The following is a 17216-nucleotide window of genomic DNA, read 5'->3' on the forward strand; positions in this document are numbered from 1 at the left end:
CTATAGGCGCACGGTCGCAGCATCGATGAATTCGTTGCTGTCGTCCGTGGGTTTGACGGGTTTTCGCAGGCGTTGTGGGCTGATCAGGTTGGTGTACTCCTCAATCAGACGGTTAAGCGCTTCGGGCGGCTCGCACGCTTGGAATTGCATGCGGATCTGCACTTCATCGGGATCACGAGCGTCGCCATTACGCTTGGTCTGGCCCCCTACTGTGACAAAGAAACGCTCGCGCTGGAGATTCTCGCTGGCGTCAGTGGTCTCGGTATTCTGGATCCGCACTGACAGGTCAACCTGCATGCGCTCCAGTGCCAGCCCCCTCGGCGAAACCAGGGCAATCAGCGGCACATGCATTTTGTGTTGATCGTCCATCGCCACTTCAACCATCTTGGCTTTCATCGGCGTGCCCAGCGCTTCGGCGTCATAGTCGAAGAATTGATCGAAGAGTTTGATGTACTGCTGGGCAATTAGATTGTTGGTCGCGGCAGCGGCTTCTTGCAGCCCACGGGTAATGTCACAAAGATCGCTGGCGGTAATGGGGGGGTTTTTCGAGGAGAGATCATCCAAACGTTCGCACTCCTGGTATGTCTAGCAAGTGGCCTCCCGCGAAGGAGAGGCCAAGGTCGTTAACAGCGAGGTTCAAACAAGCTGATATTTAAGGTTGTGCTGCTGGCTGGTCAGGCATTGGCAATGCCGATGCAGGTATAGCATCAAGGTTCTGGGCGCTGGCATCGGCCATGACCACGGGCTTGGTCGCTGCTTCAGTGAGAAAATCGATCACACGCATCAATGCCTCCGGCGGATCCTGGCGGCGGACTTTGGTATTGAATGCATAGCGTGCACGGGTGTCGGTTTTGCGGGTCTGGCTGGACTTGTGGCTGACCTGCCCCTTGACGTTGAGTTTAAACGGCCCCCAGCCCAAAGAAGCACCAAAACTGGCTTCGCCGCCTGTTTCTGAGGTGCTCTCGGCTTGCTGGCTGATGGTCAGTTCAAACTCGATGTTGCCTTCTTCAATAACAATGTTTGGGTGGGTAATAGCCGCGAGCAACGGGATCTGCATCTTTTTAGAGACAGTACCCTTGTACACCCCTTGTTCATCGGTAATGGTTTCGTCGTAATCAAATTGAATGGCGACAGCTTTGCCATCTTGAATGCAGACGCCCATAAGAAAGTCGGCGTAGGACTTACTCGCCGTAACCTGAGCCTGAATCATCGCCTGCAGGGGACCGGAGATCATTCGGTCCAGTGGCAAGGCGTTCATTACCGAGCCGACCAAGCTGTTATCTATCGTTGCCATGAGTAAGTTCCCTTTGGTAGATGCACGTCATTGTGCGGGTAGTACCTTGAGTGATGAGGTTATCGACTCAAGTTGTCAGTGTTCAGTGCGTGCACGATTCCTGCCGGCGAATGTTTCCAATCTGGCGCAGGCTTAATCCGTATTTGTTGGCCAGCATGCTGCGCGACAGACCCTCGGCGCTTTCTTGCTGGATTTGTTGATTGCGCAGTTGACGCAGAAAGTGGTCGACCTTGGGGATTTCCAGGGCCATACCGGCAAAACGTTTGATCAGGGCATCCAGGGCCACAGGGGGTAGCACTTGCGCCAGGGCAGTGCGTTCGCGGTGCTTTGGGATGTATTTGGGACGGCCACCAAAAGCACAGGTGAGGTTATAGGCGTTTTCAATACCCAGGCATTCGATCAGCATCTGCAGCGAATGGGGCAGTTGGTGAATGTCGATACGGTCGAGGTCGCGCAGTTCCATGATGACTTCCTTGTAGATGTTGACTTGACACCTTCATGTTTGAACATCTGCGCCGTTCGCAACAGGCTGCAAGCACTGCAGGGGCAGTGGGCATCGGGTATTTGGTTTGTAGGCAACACGGGTGTTGTGAATAGGAAGAGGATCTTGGATTTGCTGCAAGCCCCTGGATTTTCGTTCCAGGCGCAATATCGAGCCCTAAAAGGTCGGGCAACCCATGCTCATTGGCAGGGCCGCGCCAGCAGCAGGCTGATCTGTCCAAGGTAGGGGCCGGGCCGGTTCACGGCGTGCGCCGGTAGCGTGCGCCAGTCAACCCAGACACAAATGCCGCTGAAGAGGTTATCGGCCTGCTTGCCCACGGTTTGTGGCAAGAAATCCCGGCGATACAGAACCTGGGTCTGTTTCAGCGCGCTTGTCTGTTGCGGCTGGGATAGTGTCAGCTTTACCGCCTCGATGAGTTGGGCAGGAGCCAGGCTGAAGTAGGCGCTATGCGCTTGCTCGTCCAGGTGCCCAGCATCTCGCGAGCGCTGCCACAGCTGTTGCCATTGGCTGGCTCCAGCCTGCTCGGAAAGTTGTTTGCCCAATGCGCTTTGCTGTGCTGCGGACAGCTCTGCAGTCGGTAGCGCCTGGGCCTCAAGGCCAACCAGCAAGGTGAGACAGCTAAGTAAGCAGCGGATGAACATGGCAATCTTCCAATCGTCTGGGCAATGCCCGGGATGCCATGATTTCAACAACCAAGGGGCCGCTGAAGAAGGAAATTATCCGCTCACACCAGGCCCGCGTTGTATGATGCGCGTTGGCTGTAGCGGCCACTTACTCCGATGTTGCAAGGAAATATCCATGACTCAAGGTCAACGCCTGAAATATTCCATTCTGATCTCGCTGCTGGTGCTGGGGATCATGCTCGGTCTGTCTTACCTGCAGAAGCAAGGGACGATCAGCGAGCAAGTGTTCCAGTACATCGCCATTGCTGTGGCAGTTGCGGTTGTGGTGGTCAATGGCGTCATGCGCCGCAAGGTCAAGCCCTGAAGTATTCGGCGCGGCCGGCATTTGCCGGCCTGTCGCTTACCTGCGGTTGGCTTGTTGCAGGATGCTGCGGGCCTCGGGATTAAGGCTGTAGCACTTGTCTGTGCCCATGCTGATCACGCCTTCGACGCACAAGCGTTTGAGCACTTCTCGAACGCTGAGGAACGACAGCGGAATATCCAGCTGTTCAAGCTGGCTGTGGACGCCGCGTACACCGATGCTGCGCCCATTGCGGTCAGCCACGTGCAAGGCATCGATGACCTTGAGGCGAATCAGGCTGGTGCGCAGACCGAACGACCTGAGCAGTTCGCGAATATGTTCGTTGCCTGGGCGCTCGTTGTCGCCAGTGTCGGTTTTCACCGCCATGGCTTGCCGCACTTTTCGCTCTGGGCGGTTGGCGAACGCTGCCTGTTGCTGGTTGTACATATGAACGCTCCCTTTCATGACCAGTCCAGATACCGTCGTAATGATGCCTCTCACCCTATAAGACGAATGAGCACGGCAAAACTGCAGTAGCTGACGAAAAAAAATATCGGGCCAGTTAGATAAAGACGTTTCGAGGCTGTTTCTTCCGTAAATTTATTGGCTGTGCTTCGTTCAATGAGGACCAATAGTTCCGTGAGCAGGAGTATCCGTGATCAAATCCCGTCCTTTGGCAAGCGTCTGTCTGGTCGGATTGCTCGTCGGCATGAGCGGCGCGGCTCAGGCGCGTATCACCGCGGGTGACGCCAGCGCTGAGATCCGCCGCAGCAGTTTTGGTGTACCGCACATCCTGGCCAAGGATGAACAGGGGCTGGGATACGGAATTGGCTATGCCTATGGCCAAGACAACCTGTGTCTGCTGGCGAATGAGGTTGTCACGGTCAATGCTGAGCGTTCACGTTATTTCGGGCCTGAACAGGTCACTTTCGAGCAACGTGAGAACCTCGCCAGTGACCTGTTCTTCAGCTGGCTCAATACCCCCACAGCGGTGTTCGGCTTCTGGCAGGCGCAGCCGGCGCCAGTGCGCGCATTGCTCGAAGGCTATGCCAAAGGATACAACCGCGCGCTGGCCGAGCGCCTGGCCGAGGGGCAGGGGGCGCAGTGTTTACAAGCCCAGTGGTTACGGCCGATTACCACGCTTGACCTGGTCAAGTTAACCCGGCGCTTGCTGGTCGAAGGCGGAGTGGGGCAGTTTGCTGAAGCGTTGGCGGGTGCTACGCCGCCTAATGCTGTGGCAAGGCTGCACCTGAACATGAGTGTGGCGCAGGCACGTCAGGACAATTTTGCCCTCGAACGCGGCAGCAATGCGGTGGCTGTAGGCAGCGAACGCTCTGCCAGCGGTCATGGCATGTTGCTGGCTAATCCGCACTTTCCCTGGGCGGGTGGCATGCGTTTTTATCAGATGCAATTGACGCTGCCCGGCAAACTGGATGTCATGGGCGCTGCTTTGCCAGGGCTGCCGTTGATCAACATCGGTTTCAACCGTCACCTGGCCTGGACCCACACCGTAGATACTTCCAAACACTTCACCTTGTACCGCTTGGAGCTCGACCCCAAAGACCCGACTCGCTACTTGCTCGATGGCAAGTCGTTGGCCATGAGTCGTCAAGCGGTGACAGTGATGGTCAAGGGCGAGTATGGCAAGCTTGCACCAGTCAAGCGCGACGTCTACAGCTCGGTTTTTGGCCCGATTGTGCAGTGGCCTGGGCGCCTGGACTGGAATCAGCAACACGCTTACAGCTTGCGCGATGCCAACCTGGAAAACACCCGTGTCCTGCAGCAGTGGTACAGCATGAACCAGGCTGACAGCCTCAATGCATTGCAGGCGTCGGTGCAGCGCCTGCAGGGGATTCCTTGGGTCAATACCCTGGCGGTGGATGCCAAGGGCCAGACGTTGTATTTGAATCAGTCGGTGGTGCCCTTTGTCGATGCTGCCTTGCTGGCCAAGTGCAGCGATCCAGCAGCCGGGCAGGAGCTGATCGTGCTCGACGGCTCGCGTAGCGCCTGCAACTGGAAAGTCGATCCGCGTGCTGCACAGGCAGGCATCTTCCCTGCACATCTGCAGCCGAGCTTGAGTCGCAGGGATTTTATCCAGCACTCCAATGACTCCGCCTGGATGGTTAACCCAGCGCAGCCGTTGCGTGGTTACTCGCCGCTGATCAGTCGTGAGGACCAGCCACTGGGGCCACGCAGTCGCTTTGCATTGCACCGCTTGAGCGGCGACGACAAGCTCAGCGGCGCCGATCTGCAGCAGATGGTGATGGACAATCAGGTTTATCTGGCCGAATTGTTGATGCCGGATTTATTGCAATGGTGTGGTAAACATGCGGATGCACAGATGATTGGGCTGTGTAGCAGCTTGAAAGCCTGGAACCTGCGCGCCGATCTGGATGCCGGCCTGGGCCTGGTGCATTTCCAGAATATCCTGCAGCGCTTGCTTGAGCGCCAGGATATCTGGCGCGTGGCATTCGATCCGGCCGATCCCCAGCATACCCCACGTGGCTTGGCAGTTGAACGCGCAGAGGTGGCAGAGGCTTTGAATCAAGCGGCCCTGGCCTCGTTGGCTGCGGTGCAGGAGGCTGGCCTGAGTGCTGATGTACATTGGGGGCAGATTCAGCAAGCTGCCGATGGCACGCCGATTCATGGTGGGCCTGCGAGCCTTGGGATCTACAATGCAATCCAGAGTGTACCCACCGAGCCGGGCAAGCGTCGGGTGGTCAGTGGCACCAGTTACCTGCAGTTGGTCACTTTTACTGACAACGGCCCCCAGGCGTTAGGGCTGCTCGCTTTTTCAGAGTCCAGCGAAGCGGGTTCGCAACATGCCAGTGACCAGACCCGCGCCTTCTCGGCCAAACAATGGCATCAGATGCCATTCACTGAGGCGCAGATCAAGGCGGATCCACAGTATCGGTTGCAGGTGATTCGCGAGGCGGATACCTCCACGGTGGCTGCTGGCACGCCTTGACTCTAAGGGCAGGGCTAGCCTTGCGGTTTGAATGTGTGGCGCTGGTCTTGCAGGCAAGGCCAGTTCCCACAACCACGTTAGAGATTTAGGCGGGTTGCATCAGTTCACGCAATAACAGGCCAAACCCTAGATCTACCTGCTCGGGAATCGGCAGGTACACCGTATGCCCATCCCCGGGCGCCACTTCGATTGCAGTACCCTGACGATCACGCAACTGGTGCAGGTCGAAGTTATAGTTGCCACGCGGGGTCATCAGTTCCAGATGATCGCCCAGGGCAAAGCGGTTCTTCACCTTGACTTCCGCCAGGCCATCGACGCGCTCACCGGTCAACTCGCCCACAAACTGCTGACGGTCAGACACCGAATTGCCGCGTTGATAGTTTTGATATTCATCATGAACATGGCGACGCAGAAAACCTTCGGTGTAGCCGCGTTGGGCCAATGATTCGAGATTGAGCATCAGGCTGCGGTCGAACTCCCGACCGGCCACGGCATCATCAATGGCCTGACGGTAAGCTTGAGTGGTGCGGGCGCAATAAAAATGCGATTTGGTCCGACCTTCGATTTTCAGCGAATGCACACCCATTTGCGTCAAACGTTCGACATGCTGAACCGCACGCAAATCCTTGGCATTCATGATGTAGGTGCCGTGTTCGTCCTCGAACGCCGGCATATCTTCATCCGGGCGATTGCTCTCCTGAAGCAGAAATACCTGTTCAGTGGGGGCGCCGACACCCAGAGTTGGCTGTACTTCGCGGACGATATCGCCGCTGACGTCTTCAGTCGCCGCAGTGGCGCTGTACTTCCAGCGACAGGCATTGGTACAACTGCCCTGATTGGCATCGCGGCGATTGAGATAGCCCGACAACAGGCAGCGGCCAGAGTAAGCCATGCACAGTGCGCCGTGGACGAAAACCTCCAACTCCATCGCTGGCACCTGCTGGCGGATTTCCTCGATCTCTTCCAGTGACAGCTCGCGGGACAAAATCACGCGCGTCAGCCCCTGGCTGCGCCAGAACTCAACGCTGGCCCAGTTCACCGTATTGGCCTGTACTGACAGGTGAATCGGCATCTGTGGGAAATGCTGACGAACCAGCATGATCAGCCCAGGATCAGACATGATCAACGCATCCGGGGCCATCTCAATGACTGGCGCCAGGTCTTTGAGGAAGGTTTTCAGCTTGGCGTTATGCGGGGCAATGTTGACCACCACATAAAAGCGCTTGCCCTGCGCCTGGGCTTCTTTGATGCCTAGGGCCAGGTTAGCGTGATCGAACTCGTTATTGCGAACCCGCAGGCTGTAGCGAGGTTGACCGGCATACACCGCATCGGCGCCATAGGCGAAGGCGTAGCGCATATTTTTCAGGGTGCCGGCAGGGGCGAGCAGTTCTGGTTTGACGAGCGTGGTCATGATCGGGCCGGGGTAAAAGGCGCGGATGCTACCGGTTGAGGTGTGTTGGCTTATTGATCTGAGTCAACGCAATTGTCTGAATCGTGTTGTTGCTCTGGAATGCCTAATTTTTGAATTTACTATTAAATTCAATGACTTGATACTAAATAACGATTATTGAGGAGCATCTTAATTGAGCGCGGGGGAAGATCGAATGGCTCGTAGGCTGCGCCTGACTGCTACTGCACAGGCACGCATCGTGTCATTTCGTAAGGACCTCACACATGCTCGAATCGGTAAAATTGCACGCTGACAGCCAGATGCACTGCAAGACCTGCAGCCTCGCGCTGCTGTGCCTGCCTGGTTCCGTGAGCTACGAAGAAATCGACTTGCTCGATGACATCGTCAAACATGGCCGTCGGGTGAAAAAGGACGAATTCCTGTTTCGTCAGGGCGACAGCTTTAGCTCGATTTACGTAATACGTTCCGGCGCATTGAAGTCCTTTAGCGTGAGCAAAGACGGCGAAGAACAAATACTGGGTCTGCATCTGCCCGGTGAACTGATTGGCCTGTCGGGGATGGGCGCGGACACTTATCCGATCTCGATCCAGGCCCTAGACAGCAGTGATGTCTGTGAACTGCCTTTCGATGCGTTGGATGCGCAGCTGGTGCGCTTACCGAAGATTCGCCGACACCTGATTCGGGCGATGAGTCGCGAGATTCGTAACACCCAGCAAATGACCCGCGTACTGACGAAAAAAGCTGCCGATCCACGGGTTGCCACCTTGTTGGTCGACCTGGCAGAGCGTTTCAGCGCCTTGGGCTATTCCGCCAATCAACTGCACTTGAGCATTTCCCGCAACGATATCGGCAACTACTTGGGATTGGCCGGCGAAACGGTATCCCGAGTATTCACCCGTCTTCAGCAAAATGGCTTGATAGAAGTTGAAGGCAAGGACGTGCGCATTATTGATCCGGTGCAGATGTTTAACTAGTCGCGTTAAGGCATAACCAATGACTTTGACTCTCTCACATGGGCCGTGGTCCGTCACCATCGCTCGACCGACTGACTCACGTGCAAATTTTCAGGCCCATTACACCTTGAATGAACGCGCCGAAGTGGACACCACCTACTCGTGGGACTGGAAAGGGCAAACCCTTGCCGGTATCAGCAACTGCACGTTCTCGTTCTCAAGTCAGGTGATTCCGCTAGCAACAGGCGCGCAATCAATACCTGCGCGACATGCACCGCAAGACGCTTACGGTGAGCACTATGGCAGCCTGAAACTGCCTGGGTCGATCACTTGGAGCACCTCAACAGCTCAAGCAACCTGGTACAACGCAACGACAGCAGGCAGTGACGAGCTTCACGCGCAGTCACTGACAAGCTGGGATTATGCTCAGAGCGACAGCGCCGATGATGAGCGCTATGTGCAAATAGAACTGAACGCGCTGTTCTACTGGGAGAGCGATTTGCTCGCGGGGCTAGAAGCCCGGAATTGGCATGCTGGGGCTTAATCCCGGACCTGAAGCAGATTATTCGGGCTGAAACGGCACTTTTACCACGCTGGTGTGCACTAACGTTGTGAGTAGCAACGGAGCGCACATGAACGAAACCGCCCTGCAGCACAAGGCCCTGCACTTGTTTCTGGCGCTGGTTACCATCGCCTTTATCTGGATCCTGTTGCCGTTCTATGGCGCGGTGTTCTGGGCGGTGATTCTCGGCATCCTCTTTGCGCCCTTGCAGCGACGGCTGCTGCTGCGCTTGGGCTGGCGGCGTAACCTGGCGGCCGGCCTGACATTGCTGGTGTGTCTTTTGATCGCGATCTTGCCGATGATCGTCATCAGTACCCTGCTGGTGCAGGAAGGCGCGGCGTTGTACAAGAACATTGAAAGCGGTCAGCTGGATATCGCCGGTTACATTGAGCGCTTTCAGGCCATGCTCCCAGCCTTCGCCCAAAATGGTCTTGAGCGCATGGGCATGAGCGATCTGGAGGGATTGCGCGATAAAATCGCCAAAGGTGCGATGCAGGGCAGCCAGTTCTTCGCCAGTCAGGCTTTCAGTTTCGGCCAGGGTACCTTCGAGTTTCTGGTGAGTTTCGGCGTCATGCTCTATTTGTTGTTTTTCGTTTTGCGTGACGGTGCGGAGCTGGCGCGCAAGGTCCGCGCGGCGGTGCCTCTGGCCGAGCAGCAGAAGCGCCGCCTGCAATTGAAGTTTAACCGTGTGGTACGGGCCACAGTGAAGGGCAACCTGCTGGTGGCCGTGACCCAAGGGGCCTTGGGCGGCATTATCTTCTGGGTCTTGGGTATTCCCAGCCCGCTGGTCTGGGGCGTGTTGATGGCGTTTCTTTCGTTGCTGCCGGCGGTGGGCGCGGGGATCGTCTGGGCGCCGGTAGCGGTGTACTTCGTTGCTACGGGTGCGTTTTGGCCAGGTGTGGTGCTGGCGCTGTACGGTGTCTTCGTGATCGGTCTGGTAGACAACGTGTTGCGGCCGATCCTGGTGGGCAAAGACACCAAAATGCCGGATTACCTGGTCCTTGTCTCAACCCTTGGTGGCCTGGCCGTATTCGGCATCAATGGCTTCGTCATCGGCCCGCTGATCGCCGCACTGTTCATCTCCAGCTGGGCGATCTTCGTCTCGACCAAACCCCAGGTACAACTACCCAGTTAGCGGAAGCTGTAGGACACGCCGGCGTAGACGCTGAAACCTTCGCCAGGAGTCGAGTGAGCAACGTCTTTGCCATTGTCGTTGTAGCCTGGAGTCACCGTAGCGGCATAGCGCTTGTTGGTCAGGTTGCGTAGATCCAGCCAGGTCTGCCAGTCTTGTTTCGGCGCGTTGTAGCCCAGGGTGGCGCCGAGAATTGCATAGGCGTCTGCCGGGTAGCTGTTGGCATAGTCGACCTGAACCTTGGACGCCATCTGCGTATTGATCCCGGCATACAAACCGCTTGGCAGGTCGAAGCGCAGCTCTGCCTGGTAATAGTGCATCGGGATACCGGGCAGGCGATTGTCGCCAAAGGTATCGTCATCACGGTAGTGGAAGTCGCTGAAGGTGTAGGCCTGACGCAGCGACAGCTTGCCGACGTCGGCACGTTGCCAGAGCAGGCTGTCGAGGCCGGCCTCGATGCCCTGGTGCACCGTTGGGCTGGCGTTGAACTCCTTGGCGGGCAGGCCTTGCACGATCTCCACGGCCAGCAGCTCATGGCGTACATCCGAGTAGTACCAGGCCAGGTCCCAGCGGCCAATGGCCGACTCACCGCGTGCACCCAGCTCCAGGGTGGTTGCGGTCTGGTTTTGCATTTCGATAGGCTGGGTCGCATTGGTCGAGCTCCAGATCAGCGACCACGGGTGCGGCGGCTCCACCGAACGGCTGAGGTTGCCATAGATCTGCAACTGAGGGCTGATGTCGTAGCGCAGGCCTAGGCGCGGGGCATAGTCCCAGTCGTGCTGGCTGACCTTACCGCCATTGGCCGGAAAGCTCACGTCGCTTTCGCGACGGGTATAAATCATCGCCAGGCCGCTGGTCAGCCACAGGTCCGGCACCAGCTCGAGTTCGTTGCCGGCGTGTACCACGGTGTCCGAGCCCTGGTAGCTGAAGTCTCGGGTCCGGGCGCCTGTGACGTCGTCTATCCGGGCAAACTGTGAAGCACCGCTGTTGGGCAGGTGCTTGGTGGACCGCCAACCCAAGGTCGTCTTGCTCTCGTGCCCGAACAGGGTGTCTCTACGGAAATAATTCAGTGTCCCGCTGACGTCGGTATAAGCGACCTTGAGGCGCATTGGGCCTTCGCGCAGGTCCATCGGGTAGTCGTGGTAGACCAGCCCGGTTTCCAGGCGGGAGTCGTCGTCCAGATAGAATGTGGTCTTGTTGCCCACCCAGGTGCTGCCCGGTTGCGGACGGCTGTCATCACGGGCCAGGTACGCCGGGTTGGCGTCGCGTGGGTGGTGTTTGATCTGCTCTTTGGTCAGGCGCCCAGCCAGGTCATTCTCGGTTTCCCGATAACGCAGGTAGAAACGCGTCTCCAGGTTTGGATTGAAACGGTAACCAACGTTGGCGGCAATGCCCTTGCTGCTGCCACTGCTGTGCTCCTGATAGCCATCGTATTCAGAGTCAGTCAGGGCCACGTAGTAGTCCAGGTCACCCAAGACTTGGCCCGAGCTGACTTGGCGCTTGGCATAGCCGCGGCTGCCTACCTCATAGCGAACTTGCAACGGCGCGGCGTCGTAACCGGTGTGGGTGATGTAATCAATGGCGCCACCCAGGGCCAAAGCGCCGCGGTCAAATCCATTGGCGCCGCGCAGGACTTCGGCCCGGCTCAGCCACAACGGCTCGAACAACTCGTAAGGCGTGCCGCCCGGACCGGTCAGCGGCAAGCCGTCGAACATTGTGTAGACACCGGAGCCGTGGCTACCAGGCGCGCGGTTGATACCTGAGCCGCGGATCGACAACTTGATGCCGTCGTTGCCGGCGGACTGGGCGAATACGCCTGGTTGGTAGGCCAGGACATCCTGATTGCTGGCGACCCGGCCTTGCTCCACCCGTTGCATGTCAATCAGATTGCTGGCGCCTGGCACCTGATTCAGGCGTTCACGGGCGTCTTGCAGCTCGCTCTGTTCCTGAATCAACACCTGGTCAAGTTCAATGCCTTCATTGGCCTGGACTGAGGCGGCGCAAGAGATCAGTAACGCGAGTGAGGAGTGGGGTAGGGAGGGGCGCATCGAAGGGGTTCCGGGACTGTGAGCGGGAATCAGACGTCGTAACTATCAGGCGAAGCACAGTCGCCGATCCGCATCGGCCTCAGCGTCGGCAAGGCTGGCTCCTGCAAGGGATCAACGTGGTGGGCCAAAAACAAAACACCCCGCCGAAGCGGGGTGTCTGTCACTGCAAGATCGATCAACCGATCAGTTGCAAGCCTGCATGCTGAACCATGTCCAGCAACGGTTGCGGGTACACGCCCAGCACAAAGGCCAGGATCGCGATCGCCAGCAGCATGACGCCACCGGTGCGCTGTTCCCAGTTCAGCGGGGCATCGTGACGACGCAGGTTCGGCTCAATCAGGAACAGGGTGACCATCACGCGCAGGTAATAGAACACACCGATGGCACTACCGATCACCAGGGCACCGACCAGCCACCACAGCTGCGATTCGACACCGGTGGCGATGATGTAGAACTTGCCGATGAAGCCTGCGGTCAGCGGGATACCGGCCAGCGACAGCATCATGACGGTCAGCACTGCGGTCAGGTACGGACGACGCCAGAACAGGCCGCGGTACTCATACAGGGCGTCCGCGTCACGGCCGTTGTACGGCGAGGACATCAGGGTGATCACGCCGAAAGCACCGAGGCTGGTGATCACGTAGGTGACCAGGTACACGCCGATGGCTTCAACGGCCAGACCCTTGCTCGCCACCAGGGCAATCAGCAAGTAGCCGAAGTGGGCGATGGACGAGTAACCAAGCAGACGCTTGAGGTTGCTCTGGGTCAGTGCCAGCAGGTTACCGATCAGGATCGAGGCAACGGCAATCACCGACAGCACGGTGGTCAGCACGCCGCTGCTGGCAGCAGGCGAAAGCATGTACAGACGCACGACAACGGCGAACACCGCCACCTTGCTGGCGGTGGCCAGGAAGGCGGCGACCGGTGCTGGAGCACCTTCGTAGACGTCCGGAGTCCACAGGTGGAACGGTACCAGCGACAGTTTGAATGCCAGGCCGACCAGCATCATGCCCAGGCCCAACTGAGCCAGCAGGCTTGGCATGTTGGTGGCTGCCAGGGCTTTACCGATACCGTCGAAGCTCAGGCTGCCAGCGTCGGCATACAGCAGCGCCATACCGAACAGCAGGAAGGCGGAACCGGCGGCCGACAGCACCATGTACTTGATGCCGGCTTCCAGCGATCGCTTGTTGAAGAAGGCATAAGCGACCAGGCCATAGACCGGTACCGAGAGCAGCTCCAGGCCAATGAACAGGCCAGCCAGGTGCTGTGCGCTGACCAGTACCAGGCCACCCAGGGCAGCCATGAGGATCAGCAGGTACAGTTCTTCGCGGTTGCCCGGGTAGCCTTTGCCGCCATCACCCAGATAAGCGTGGGCGAGGGTGACGCAGGCCAGGGTGGCAACCAGGATCAGCGCCATGTACAGGCAGGCGAACTTGTCGATGGTCAGCAGCGGGGTCACCGCCAGTGGCACGACTTTCAATACCGGCAGGATCGACAGCAGGGCCAGGTTCAGGCCCACGGTCGACAGCAGGAAGGTTTGTGAGTGGTTGCGGCGCCAGGCGATTGCCAACATCACCACGACAACGGTGATGGTGGTAATCAGCAGCGGCGCAAGCGCGATAAAGTGTTGAATCGTCAGGTCCATAGCGCTCTTACCGGGCCGAAGCGAGTTGAGTGAAAGCGGAACCGAGCCACTGCTGCACACCACTCATGGTGGCGGCGGAAGTGTCCAGGAACGGCTGCGGGTAGACGCCCAGCAGGATCAGCAGGCCAGCCAGGCCCAGTACCATGATCATTTCGCGGGTATCCATGCCAGCCAGGACGTCGTCCGACTTCGCCGGGCCAAAGTAGGCGCGGTGAATCATGATCAGCGAGTAGACCGAACCGAACACCAGACCGGAAGTGGCGATGACGGTGACCCATGGCGAAGCGACGAAGCTGCCGATCAGGATCAGGAACTCACCAACAAAGTTACCGGTACCCGGCAGGCCCAGGGACGCTGCAGCGAAGAACAGGCTGATTGCCGGCAGGTAAGCGATGCGATGCCACAGGCCGCCCATCTGACGCATGTCACGGGTGTGCAGGCGCTCATACAGCTGGCCGGCGAGGATAAACAGTGCCGCCGCCGACAGGCCGTGAGCCAGCATCTGGATTACCGCGCCTTGCAGCGCTTGCTGGCTGCCGGAGTAGATACCGATCAGGACGAAGCCCATGTGCGAAACGCTGGAGAAGGCGACCAGACGCTTGATGTCGGTTTGAGCGAACGCCAGGAACGCACCGTAGAAAATCCCGATCAGACCCAGGGTCATGGCAATCGGCGCAAACTCGGCCGAAGCGTTCGGGAACAGTGGCAGGGCAAAACGCAGCAGGCCGTAGGCAGCGGTTTTCAGCAAAATACCCGCCAGGTCAACGGAACCTGCGGTTGGTGCCTGGGCGTGCGCATCCGGTAGCCAAGAGTGGAACGGTACCACCGGCAGCTTGACCGCGAAGGCGATGAAGAAGCCCAGCATCAGCACATATTCGGTGCCCGCGGGTAGGTCGGCCTGGAGCAACTGGGTGTAGTCGAAGGTGATCACACCGGTATTGCTGTAGTTGACCAGTACCAGACCCAGGATCGCCACCAACATGATCAGGCCGCTGGCCTGAGTGAAGATGAAGAACTTGGTCGCGGCGTAGATCCGGGTCTTCTTGCCATCAGTGGAGCTATGACCCCAGAGCGCGATGAGGAAATACATCGGCACCAGCATCATTTCCCAGAAGAAGAAGAACAGGAACAGGTCCAGGGCCAGGAACACACCGACCACGCCGCCAAGGATCCACATCAGGTTGAGGTGGAAGAAGCCGACGTGACGCTGGATCTCTTTCCAGGAACACAGTACCGACAGCACACCGAGCAGGCCGGTGAGCAGGATCATCAGCAGCGACAGGCCGTCGAGGGCCAGGTGCAGGCTGATGCCGAAGCGCTCGATCCACAGCACTTTGAATTCGACCGCCCACTCAGGCGCAGCGCCCGGTGCAGGGGCCAGGGTGTAGTCCCCGTTGGCCCACAGCCAAAGGCCGATACCAAGCAGCAGGGACATGGTCAGCAGCGCAATCCAGCGCGGCAGGGTGGCGCCGAAGCGCTCACCCAGCCAGCACAGCAGGCCGCCGATAAAGGGGATCAGGATCAGCCAAGGCAAAATCATGACGGGCTCAATTCCTTTCGCAAAGTCGCAAGGTTCATATCAGACCGCAGCCATTACAACGGCACCGAGCACAAGCACGGCACCTACGGCGATCGAAGCGGTGTACCAGCGCAGCTGACCGGTTTCGGTTTTGCTCATGGCGGCATGGCCGCCCTTCGCCATACGCGGAATCAGGCCAATACTGCGGTCAACCGGATCCTTGCGCAGGATGTGGGCGATCAGCAGGTAAGGTTTGACGAACAGCTTGTCGTAGATCCAGTCGAAGCCCCAGGCGGCGAACCACCAGGCCGAGAGGACGCGGCCGATGCCGCTGTTGGCAATCGCGGTGACCAGGCGACGCTTGCCCAGGAACAGCACCGCAGCCAGCAGAATACCGGCGATGGCGATGGCGCCCGAGGCAATTTCCAGGCTGTGCTTGGCTTCGCCGCCGGCATGGCCGACGCTCTGCGGCAGCACGCCCGCCAGTGGTGGATGAATCCAGGCACCGATGAAGGTCGACAGCACGATCAGCACGCCCAGTGGCAGCCAGTGGGAGATCCCGTGGCCAGCATGGGCTTCGGTCTTGGCTTCGCCGTGGAAGGCAATGAAGATCAGGCGGAAGGTGTACAGCGAGGTCATGAACGCACCGACCAGGCCGGCGTACAGCAGACCGTTGTTGCCGCTGGCGAAGGCTTCCCAGAGGATCTCATCCTTGGAATAGAAGCCGGCGGTCAGCAGCGGCAGGGCAGCCAGGGCGGCACCACCGACGATGAAGCTGGCGTAGGCCAGAGGCAGCTTCTTCCACAGGCCACCCATCTTGAAGATGTTTTGCTCGTGGTGGCAGGCAACGATCACCGCACCGGAGGCAAGGAACAGCAGGGCCTTGAAGAAGGCGTGGGTCATCAGGTGGAAGATCGCGCCTTCCCAGGCGCCAACGCCCAAAGCCAGGAACATGTAGCCGATCTGGCTCATGGTCGAGTAGGCGAGGATACGCTTGATGTCGGTCTGTACCAGCGCCGCAAAGCCAGCCAGAACCAGGGTCACACCGCCGACCACACCGACCAGGTGCAGAACGTCAGGGGCCAGGGCGAACAGGCCGTGGGTACGGGCGATCAGATAAACGCCGGCGGTTACCATGGTTGCGGCGTGGATCAGTGCCGAAACCGGGGTAGGGCCGGCCATCGCGTCAGCCAGCCAGGTTTGCAGCGGCAGCTGGGCGGATTTACCGACCGCACCACCGAGCAGCATCAGAGTGGCCAGAACCATCCAGAAGTCACCCGCCTGGAATTTCTGCGGCGCCAGTACCAGCAGCTCTTGCACGTTCAGCGTACCGAGCTGGGCGAACAGAATGAACAGGCCGATGGCCATGAACACGTCGCCGATACGGGTGACGATGAAGGCTTTGAGTGCGGCGTTACCGTTGTTGCGGTTGCTGTAGTAGAAACCGATCAACAGGTACGAGCACAGGCCCACGCCTTCCCAACCGAAGTAGATGAACAGCAGGTTGTCGCCCAGGACCAGGAACAACATGCTGGCAATGAACAGGTTGGTGTAGGCGAAGAAGCGCGAGTAGCCAGCTTCACCACGCATGTACCAGGAGGCGAACAGGTGGATCAGGAAGCCTACGCCGGTGACCACGCCGAGCATGGTGATCGACAGACCATCCACGTACAGGGTGAAGTTCGGCGCAAAGCCATCCACCGACATCCACTGCCACAGCAGCTGGCTGTACGCGCCACCTTCCGGCGGCGCGACGTTGAATTGCCAGATCACGTAGGCGGCTACGGCGGCCGAGAGGCCTACCGAACCGACGCCGATCAGCGCCGAGAGGTTCTCAGAGAACCGTCCACGGGAGAACGACAACAGCAGGAAGCCGATCAGGGGGAATACGAACGTCAGAAAGATAAGGTTCATCCGCGCATCTCACTGGCTGCATCGATGTCGAGAGTGTGGAAGCGGCGATACAGCTGCAGCAGGATCGCCAGGCCAATACTGGCCTCGGCGGCGGCCAGGCTGATCACCAGGATGAACATGATCTGTCCATCCGGCTGCGCCCAGCGGCTGCCAGCAACGATGAAGGCCAGAGCTGAGGCGTTCATCATGATCTCCAGGCTCATCAACACGAAAAGAATGTTGCGGCGCACCATCAGGCCGACAAGGCCGAGGCAGAACAGGATGCCGGCGACTGCCAGACCGTGCTCGAGAGGGATAGCTGGCAT

At 58.7% G+C, this 17216-nt stretch carries 16 protein-coding genes; 5 read left to right on the forward strand and 11 right to left on the reverse strand.

The features are described from left to right. The 4 genes from ACQRAX_RS20565 to ACQRAX_RS20580 all read right to left on the reverse strand — a co-directional run bounded on the left by ACQRAX_RS20565 (nt 1) and on the right by ACQRAX_RS20580 (nt 2437). The gene (locus tag ACQRAX_RS20565; RefSeq protein ID WP_412039654.1) at nt 1-534 is read right to left on the reverse strand and encodes a DUF2589 domain-containing protein; all 534 of its coding nucleotides are present in this window, start codon (nt 532-534) and stop codon (nt 1-3) included. 118 nt (nt 535-652) lie between these two features. After that, the gene (locus ACQRAX_RS20570; RefSeq protein ID WP_412039600.1) at nt 653-1258 is read right to left on the reverse strand and encodes a DUF2589 domain-containing protein; all 606 of its coding nucleotides are present in this window, start codon (nt 1256-1258) and stop codon (nt 653-655) included. 118 nt (nt 1259-1376) lie between these two features. Continuing rightward, nucleotides 1377-1757 carry a Mor transcription activator family protein gene (locus tag ACQRAX_RS20575; protein WP_412039599.1) on the reverse strand — a complete coding sequence of 127 codons (381 nt, stop codon included), beginning with the start codon at nt 1755-1757 and terminating at the stop codon, nt 1377-1379. Nucleotides 1758-1975: 218 nt separating this feature from the next. Next, nucleotides 1976-2437 (reverse strand): hypothetical protein, encoded by a 462-nt coding sequence (locus ACQRAX_RS20580; RefSeq protein ID WP_412039598.1) that lies wholly within the window; start codon nt 2435-2437, stop codon nt 1976-1978. A gap of 157 nt (nt 2438-2594) precedes the next feature. Between ACQRAX_RS20580 and ACQRAX_RS20585 the strand changes: the two genes are divergently transcribed. Next, nucleotides 2595-2783 (forward strand): hypothetical protein, encoded by a 189-nt coding sequence (locus ACQRAX_RS20585; RefSeq protein WP_412039597.1) that lies wholly within the window; start codon nt 2595-2597, stop codon nt 2781-2783. A 36-nt stretch (nt 2784-2819) separates the two neighbouring features. Here ACQRAX_RS20585 and ACQRAX_RS20590 read toward each other — a convergent pair whose 3' ends face one another. Beyond that, complete coding sequence (locus tag ACQRAX_RS20590) at nt 2820-3206, reverse strand: fe2+ zn2+ uptake regulation protein (RefSeq protein ID WP_412039653.1); 387 nt, start codon at nt 3204-3206, stop codon at nt 2820-2822. 262 nt (nt 3207-3468) lie between these two features. Here ACQRAX_RS20590 and ACQRAX_RS20595 point away from each other — a divergent pair, with 262 nt between their 5' ends. Beyond that, a complete protein-coding gene (locus ACQRAX_RS20595; RefSeq protein WP_412039652.1) occupies nt 3469-5727 on the forward strand; it encodes an acylase in 2259 nt (752 codons plus the stop codon). 85 nt (nt 5728-5812) lie between these two features. Here the strand turns inward: ACQRAX_RS20595 and yegQ are convergent, their stop codons facing one another. After that, nucleotides 5813-7138 (reverse strand): tRNA 5-hydroxyuridine modification protein YegQ, encoded by a 1326-nt coding sequence (gene yegQ / locus ACQRAX_RS20600; protein ID WP_412039596.1) that lies wholly within the window; start codon nt 7136-7138, stop codon nt 5813-5815. Between the two features lie 263 nt (nt 7139-7401). Between yegQ and fnr the strand changes: the two genes are divergently transcribed. The 3 genes from fnr (at nt 7402) to ACQRAX_RS20615 (ending at nt 9788) form a co-directional block, all read left to right on the forward strand. Continuing rightward, nucleotides 7402-8112: a fumarate/nitrate reduction transcriptional regulator Fnr gene (gene fnr, locus ACQRAX_RS20605; RefSeq protein ID WP_412039595.1), complete on the forward strand. Its 711-nt coding sequence runs from the start codon at nt 7402-7404 to the stop codon at nt 8110-8112. A 19-nt stretch (nt 8113-8131) separates the two neighbouring features. Continuing rightward, a complete protein-coding gene (locus ACQRAX_RS20610; protein WP_412039594.1) occupies nt 8132-8635 on the forward strand; it encodes a hypothetical protein in 504 nt (167 codons plus the stop codon). A gap of 88 nt (nt 8636-8723) precedes the next feature. Continuing rightward, entirely contained in the window at nt 8724-9788 is a 1065-nt protein-coding gene (locus tag ACQRAX_RS20615) for an AI-2E family transporter (RefSeq protein WP_412039593.1), read from the forward strand. On the opposite strand, the gene ACQRAX_RS20620 is transcribed toward ACQRAX_RS20615, so the two are convergent. The 5 genes from ACQRAX_RS20620 to nuoK all read right to left on the reverse strand — a co-directional run bounded on the left by ACQRAX_RS20620 (nt 9785) and on the right by nuoK (nt 17216). Beyond that, nucleotides 9785-11833: a TonB-dependent receptor family protein gene (locus ACQRAX_RS20620; RefSeq protein ID WP_412039592.1), complete on the reverse strand. Its 2049-nt coding sequence runs from the start codon at nt 11831-11833 to the stop codon at nt 9785-9787. The genes ACQRAX_RS20615 and ACQRAX_RS20620 overlap by 4 nt on opposite strands. Before the next feature lie 175 nt (nt 11834-12008). After that, complete coding sequence (nuoN, locus tag ACQRAX_RS20625; RefSeq protein ID WP_045188434.1) at nt 12009-13478, reverse strand: NADH-quinone oxidoreductase subunit NuoN; 1470 nt, start codon at nt 13476-13478, stop codon at nt 12009-12011. A gap of 7 nt (nt 13479-13485) precedes the next feature. Beyond that, entirely contained in the window at nt 13486-15018 is a 1533-nt protein-coding gene (gene nuoM / locus ACQRAX_RS20630) for an NADH-quinone oxidoreductase subunit M (protein ID WP_412039591.1), read from the reverse strand. Nucleotides 15019-15057: 39 nt separating this feature from the next. Continuing rightward, nucleotides 15058-16911, reverse strand: coding sequence for an NADH-quinone oxidoreductase subunit L (nuoL, locus tag ACQRAX_RS20635; protein WP_045188429.1), 1854 nt, complete (start codon nt 16909-16911; stop codon nt 15058-15060). Then, nucleotides 16908-17216, reverse strand: coding sequence for an NADH-quinone oxidoreductase subunit NuoK (gene nuoK, locus ACQRAX_RS20640; RefSeq protein WP_028944232.1), 309 nt, complete (start codon nt 17214-17216; stop codon nt 16908-16910). The genes nuoL and nuoK overlap by 4 nt, the downstream gene beginning before the upstream one ends.

The organism is Pseudomonas sp. UM16 (genome assembly GCF_050312595.1).
Taxonomy (GTDB): domain Bacteria; phylum Pseudomonadota; class Gammaproteobacteria; order Pseudomonadales; family Pseudomonadaceae; genus Aquipseudomonas.

Bases quoted from the DNA above. Each gene is read 5' to 3' on its own strand.
- ACQRAX_RS20570 (WP_412039600.1), bottom strand. From the start codon at position 1,258: ATGAACGCCTTGCCACTGGACCGAATGATCTCCGGTCCCCTGCAGGCG.
- ACQRAX_RS20575 (WP_412039599.1), bottom strand. From the start codon at position 1,757: ATGGAACTGCGCGACCTCGACCGTATCGACATTCACCAACTGCCCCAT.
- ACQRAX_RS20580 (WP_412039598.1), bottom strand. From the start codon at position 2,437: ATGTTCATCCGCTGCTTACTTAGCTGTCTCACCTTGCTGGTTGGCCTT.
- ACQRAX_RS20585 (WP_412039597.1), top strand. From the start codon at position 2,595: ATGACTCAAGGTCAACGCCTGAAATATTCCATTCTGATCTCGCTGCTG.
- ACQRAX_RS20590 (WP_412039653.1), bottom strand. From the start codon at position 3,206: ATGTACAACCAGCAACAGGCAGCGTTCGCCAACCGCCCAGAGCGAAAA.
- ACQRAX_RS20595 (WP_412039652.1), top strand. From the start codon at position 3,469: ATGAGCGGCGCGGCTCAGGCGCGTATCACCGCGGGTGACGCCAGCGCT.
- yegQ (WP_412039596.1), bottom strand. From the start codon at position 7,138: ATGACCACGCTCGTCAAACCAGAACTGCTCGCCCCTGCCGGCACCCTG.
- fnr (WP_412039595.1), top strand. From the start codon at position 7,402: ATGCTCGAATCGGTAAAATTGCACGCTGACAGCCAGATGCACTGCAAG.
- ACQRAX_RS20610 (WP_412039594.1), top strand. From the start codon at position 8,132: ATGACTTTGACTCTCTCACATGGGCCGTGGTCCGTCACCATCGCTCGA.
- ACQRAX_RS20615 (WP_412039593.1), top strand. From the start codon at position 8,724: ATGAACGAAACCGCCCTGCAGCACAAGGCCCTGCACTTGTTTCTGGCG.
- ACQRAX_RS20620 (WP_412039592.1), bottom strand. From the start codon at position 11,833: ATGCGCCCCTCCCTACCCCACTCCTCACTCGCGTTACTGATCTCTTGC.
- nuoN (WP_045188434.1), bottom strand. From the start codon at position 13,478: ATGGACCTGACGATTCAACACTTTATCGCGCTTGCGCCGCTGCTGATT.
- nuoM (WP_412039591.1), bottom strand. From the start codon at position 15,018: ATGATTTTGCCTTGGCTGATCCTGATCCCCTTTATCGGCGGCCTGCTG.
- nuoL (WP_045188429.1), bottom strand. From the start codon at position 16,911: ATGAACCTTATCTTTCTGACGTTCGTATTCCCCCTGATCGGCTTCCTG.
- nuoK (WP_028944232.1), bottom strand. From the start codon at position 17,216: ATGCCAGCTATCCCTCTCGAGCACGGTCTGGCAGTCGCCGGCATCCTG.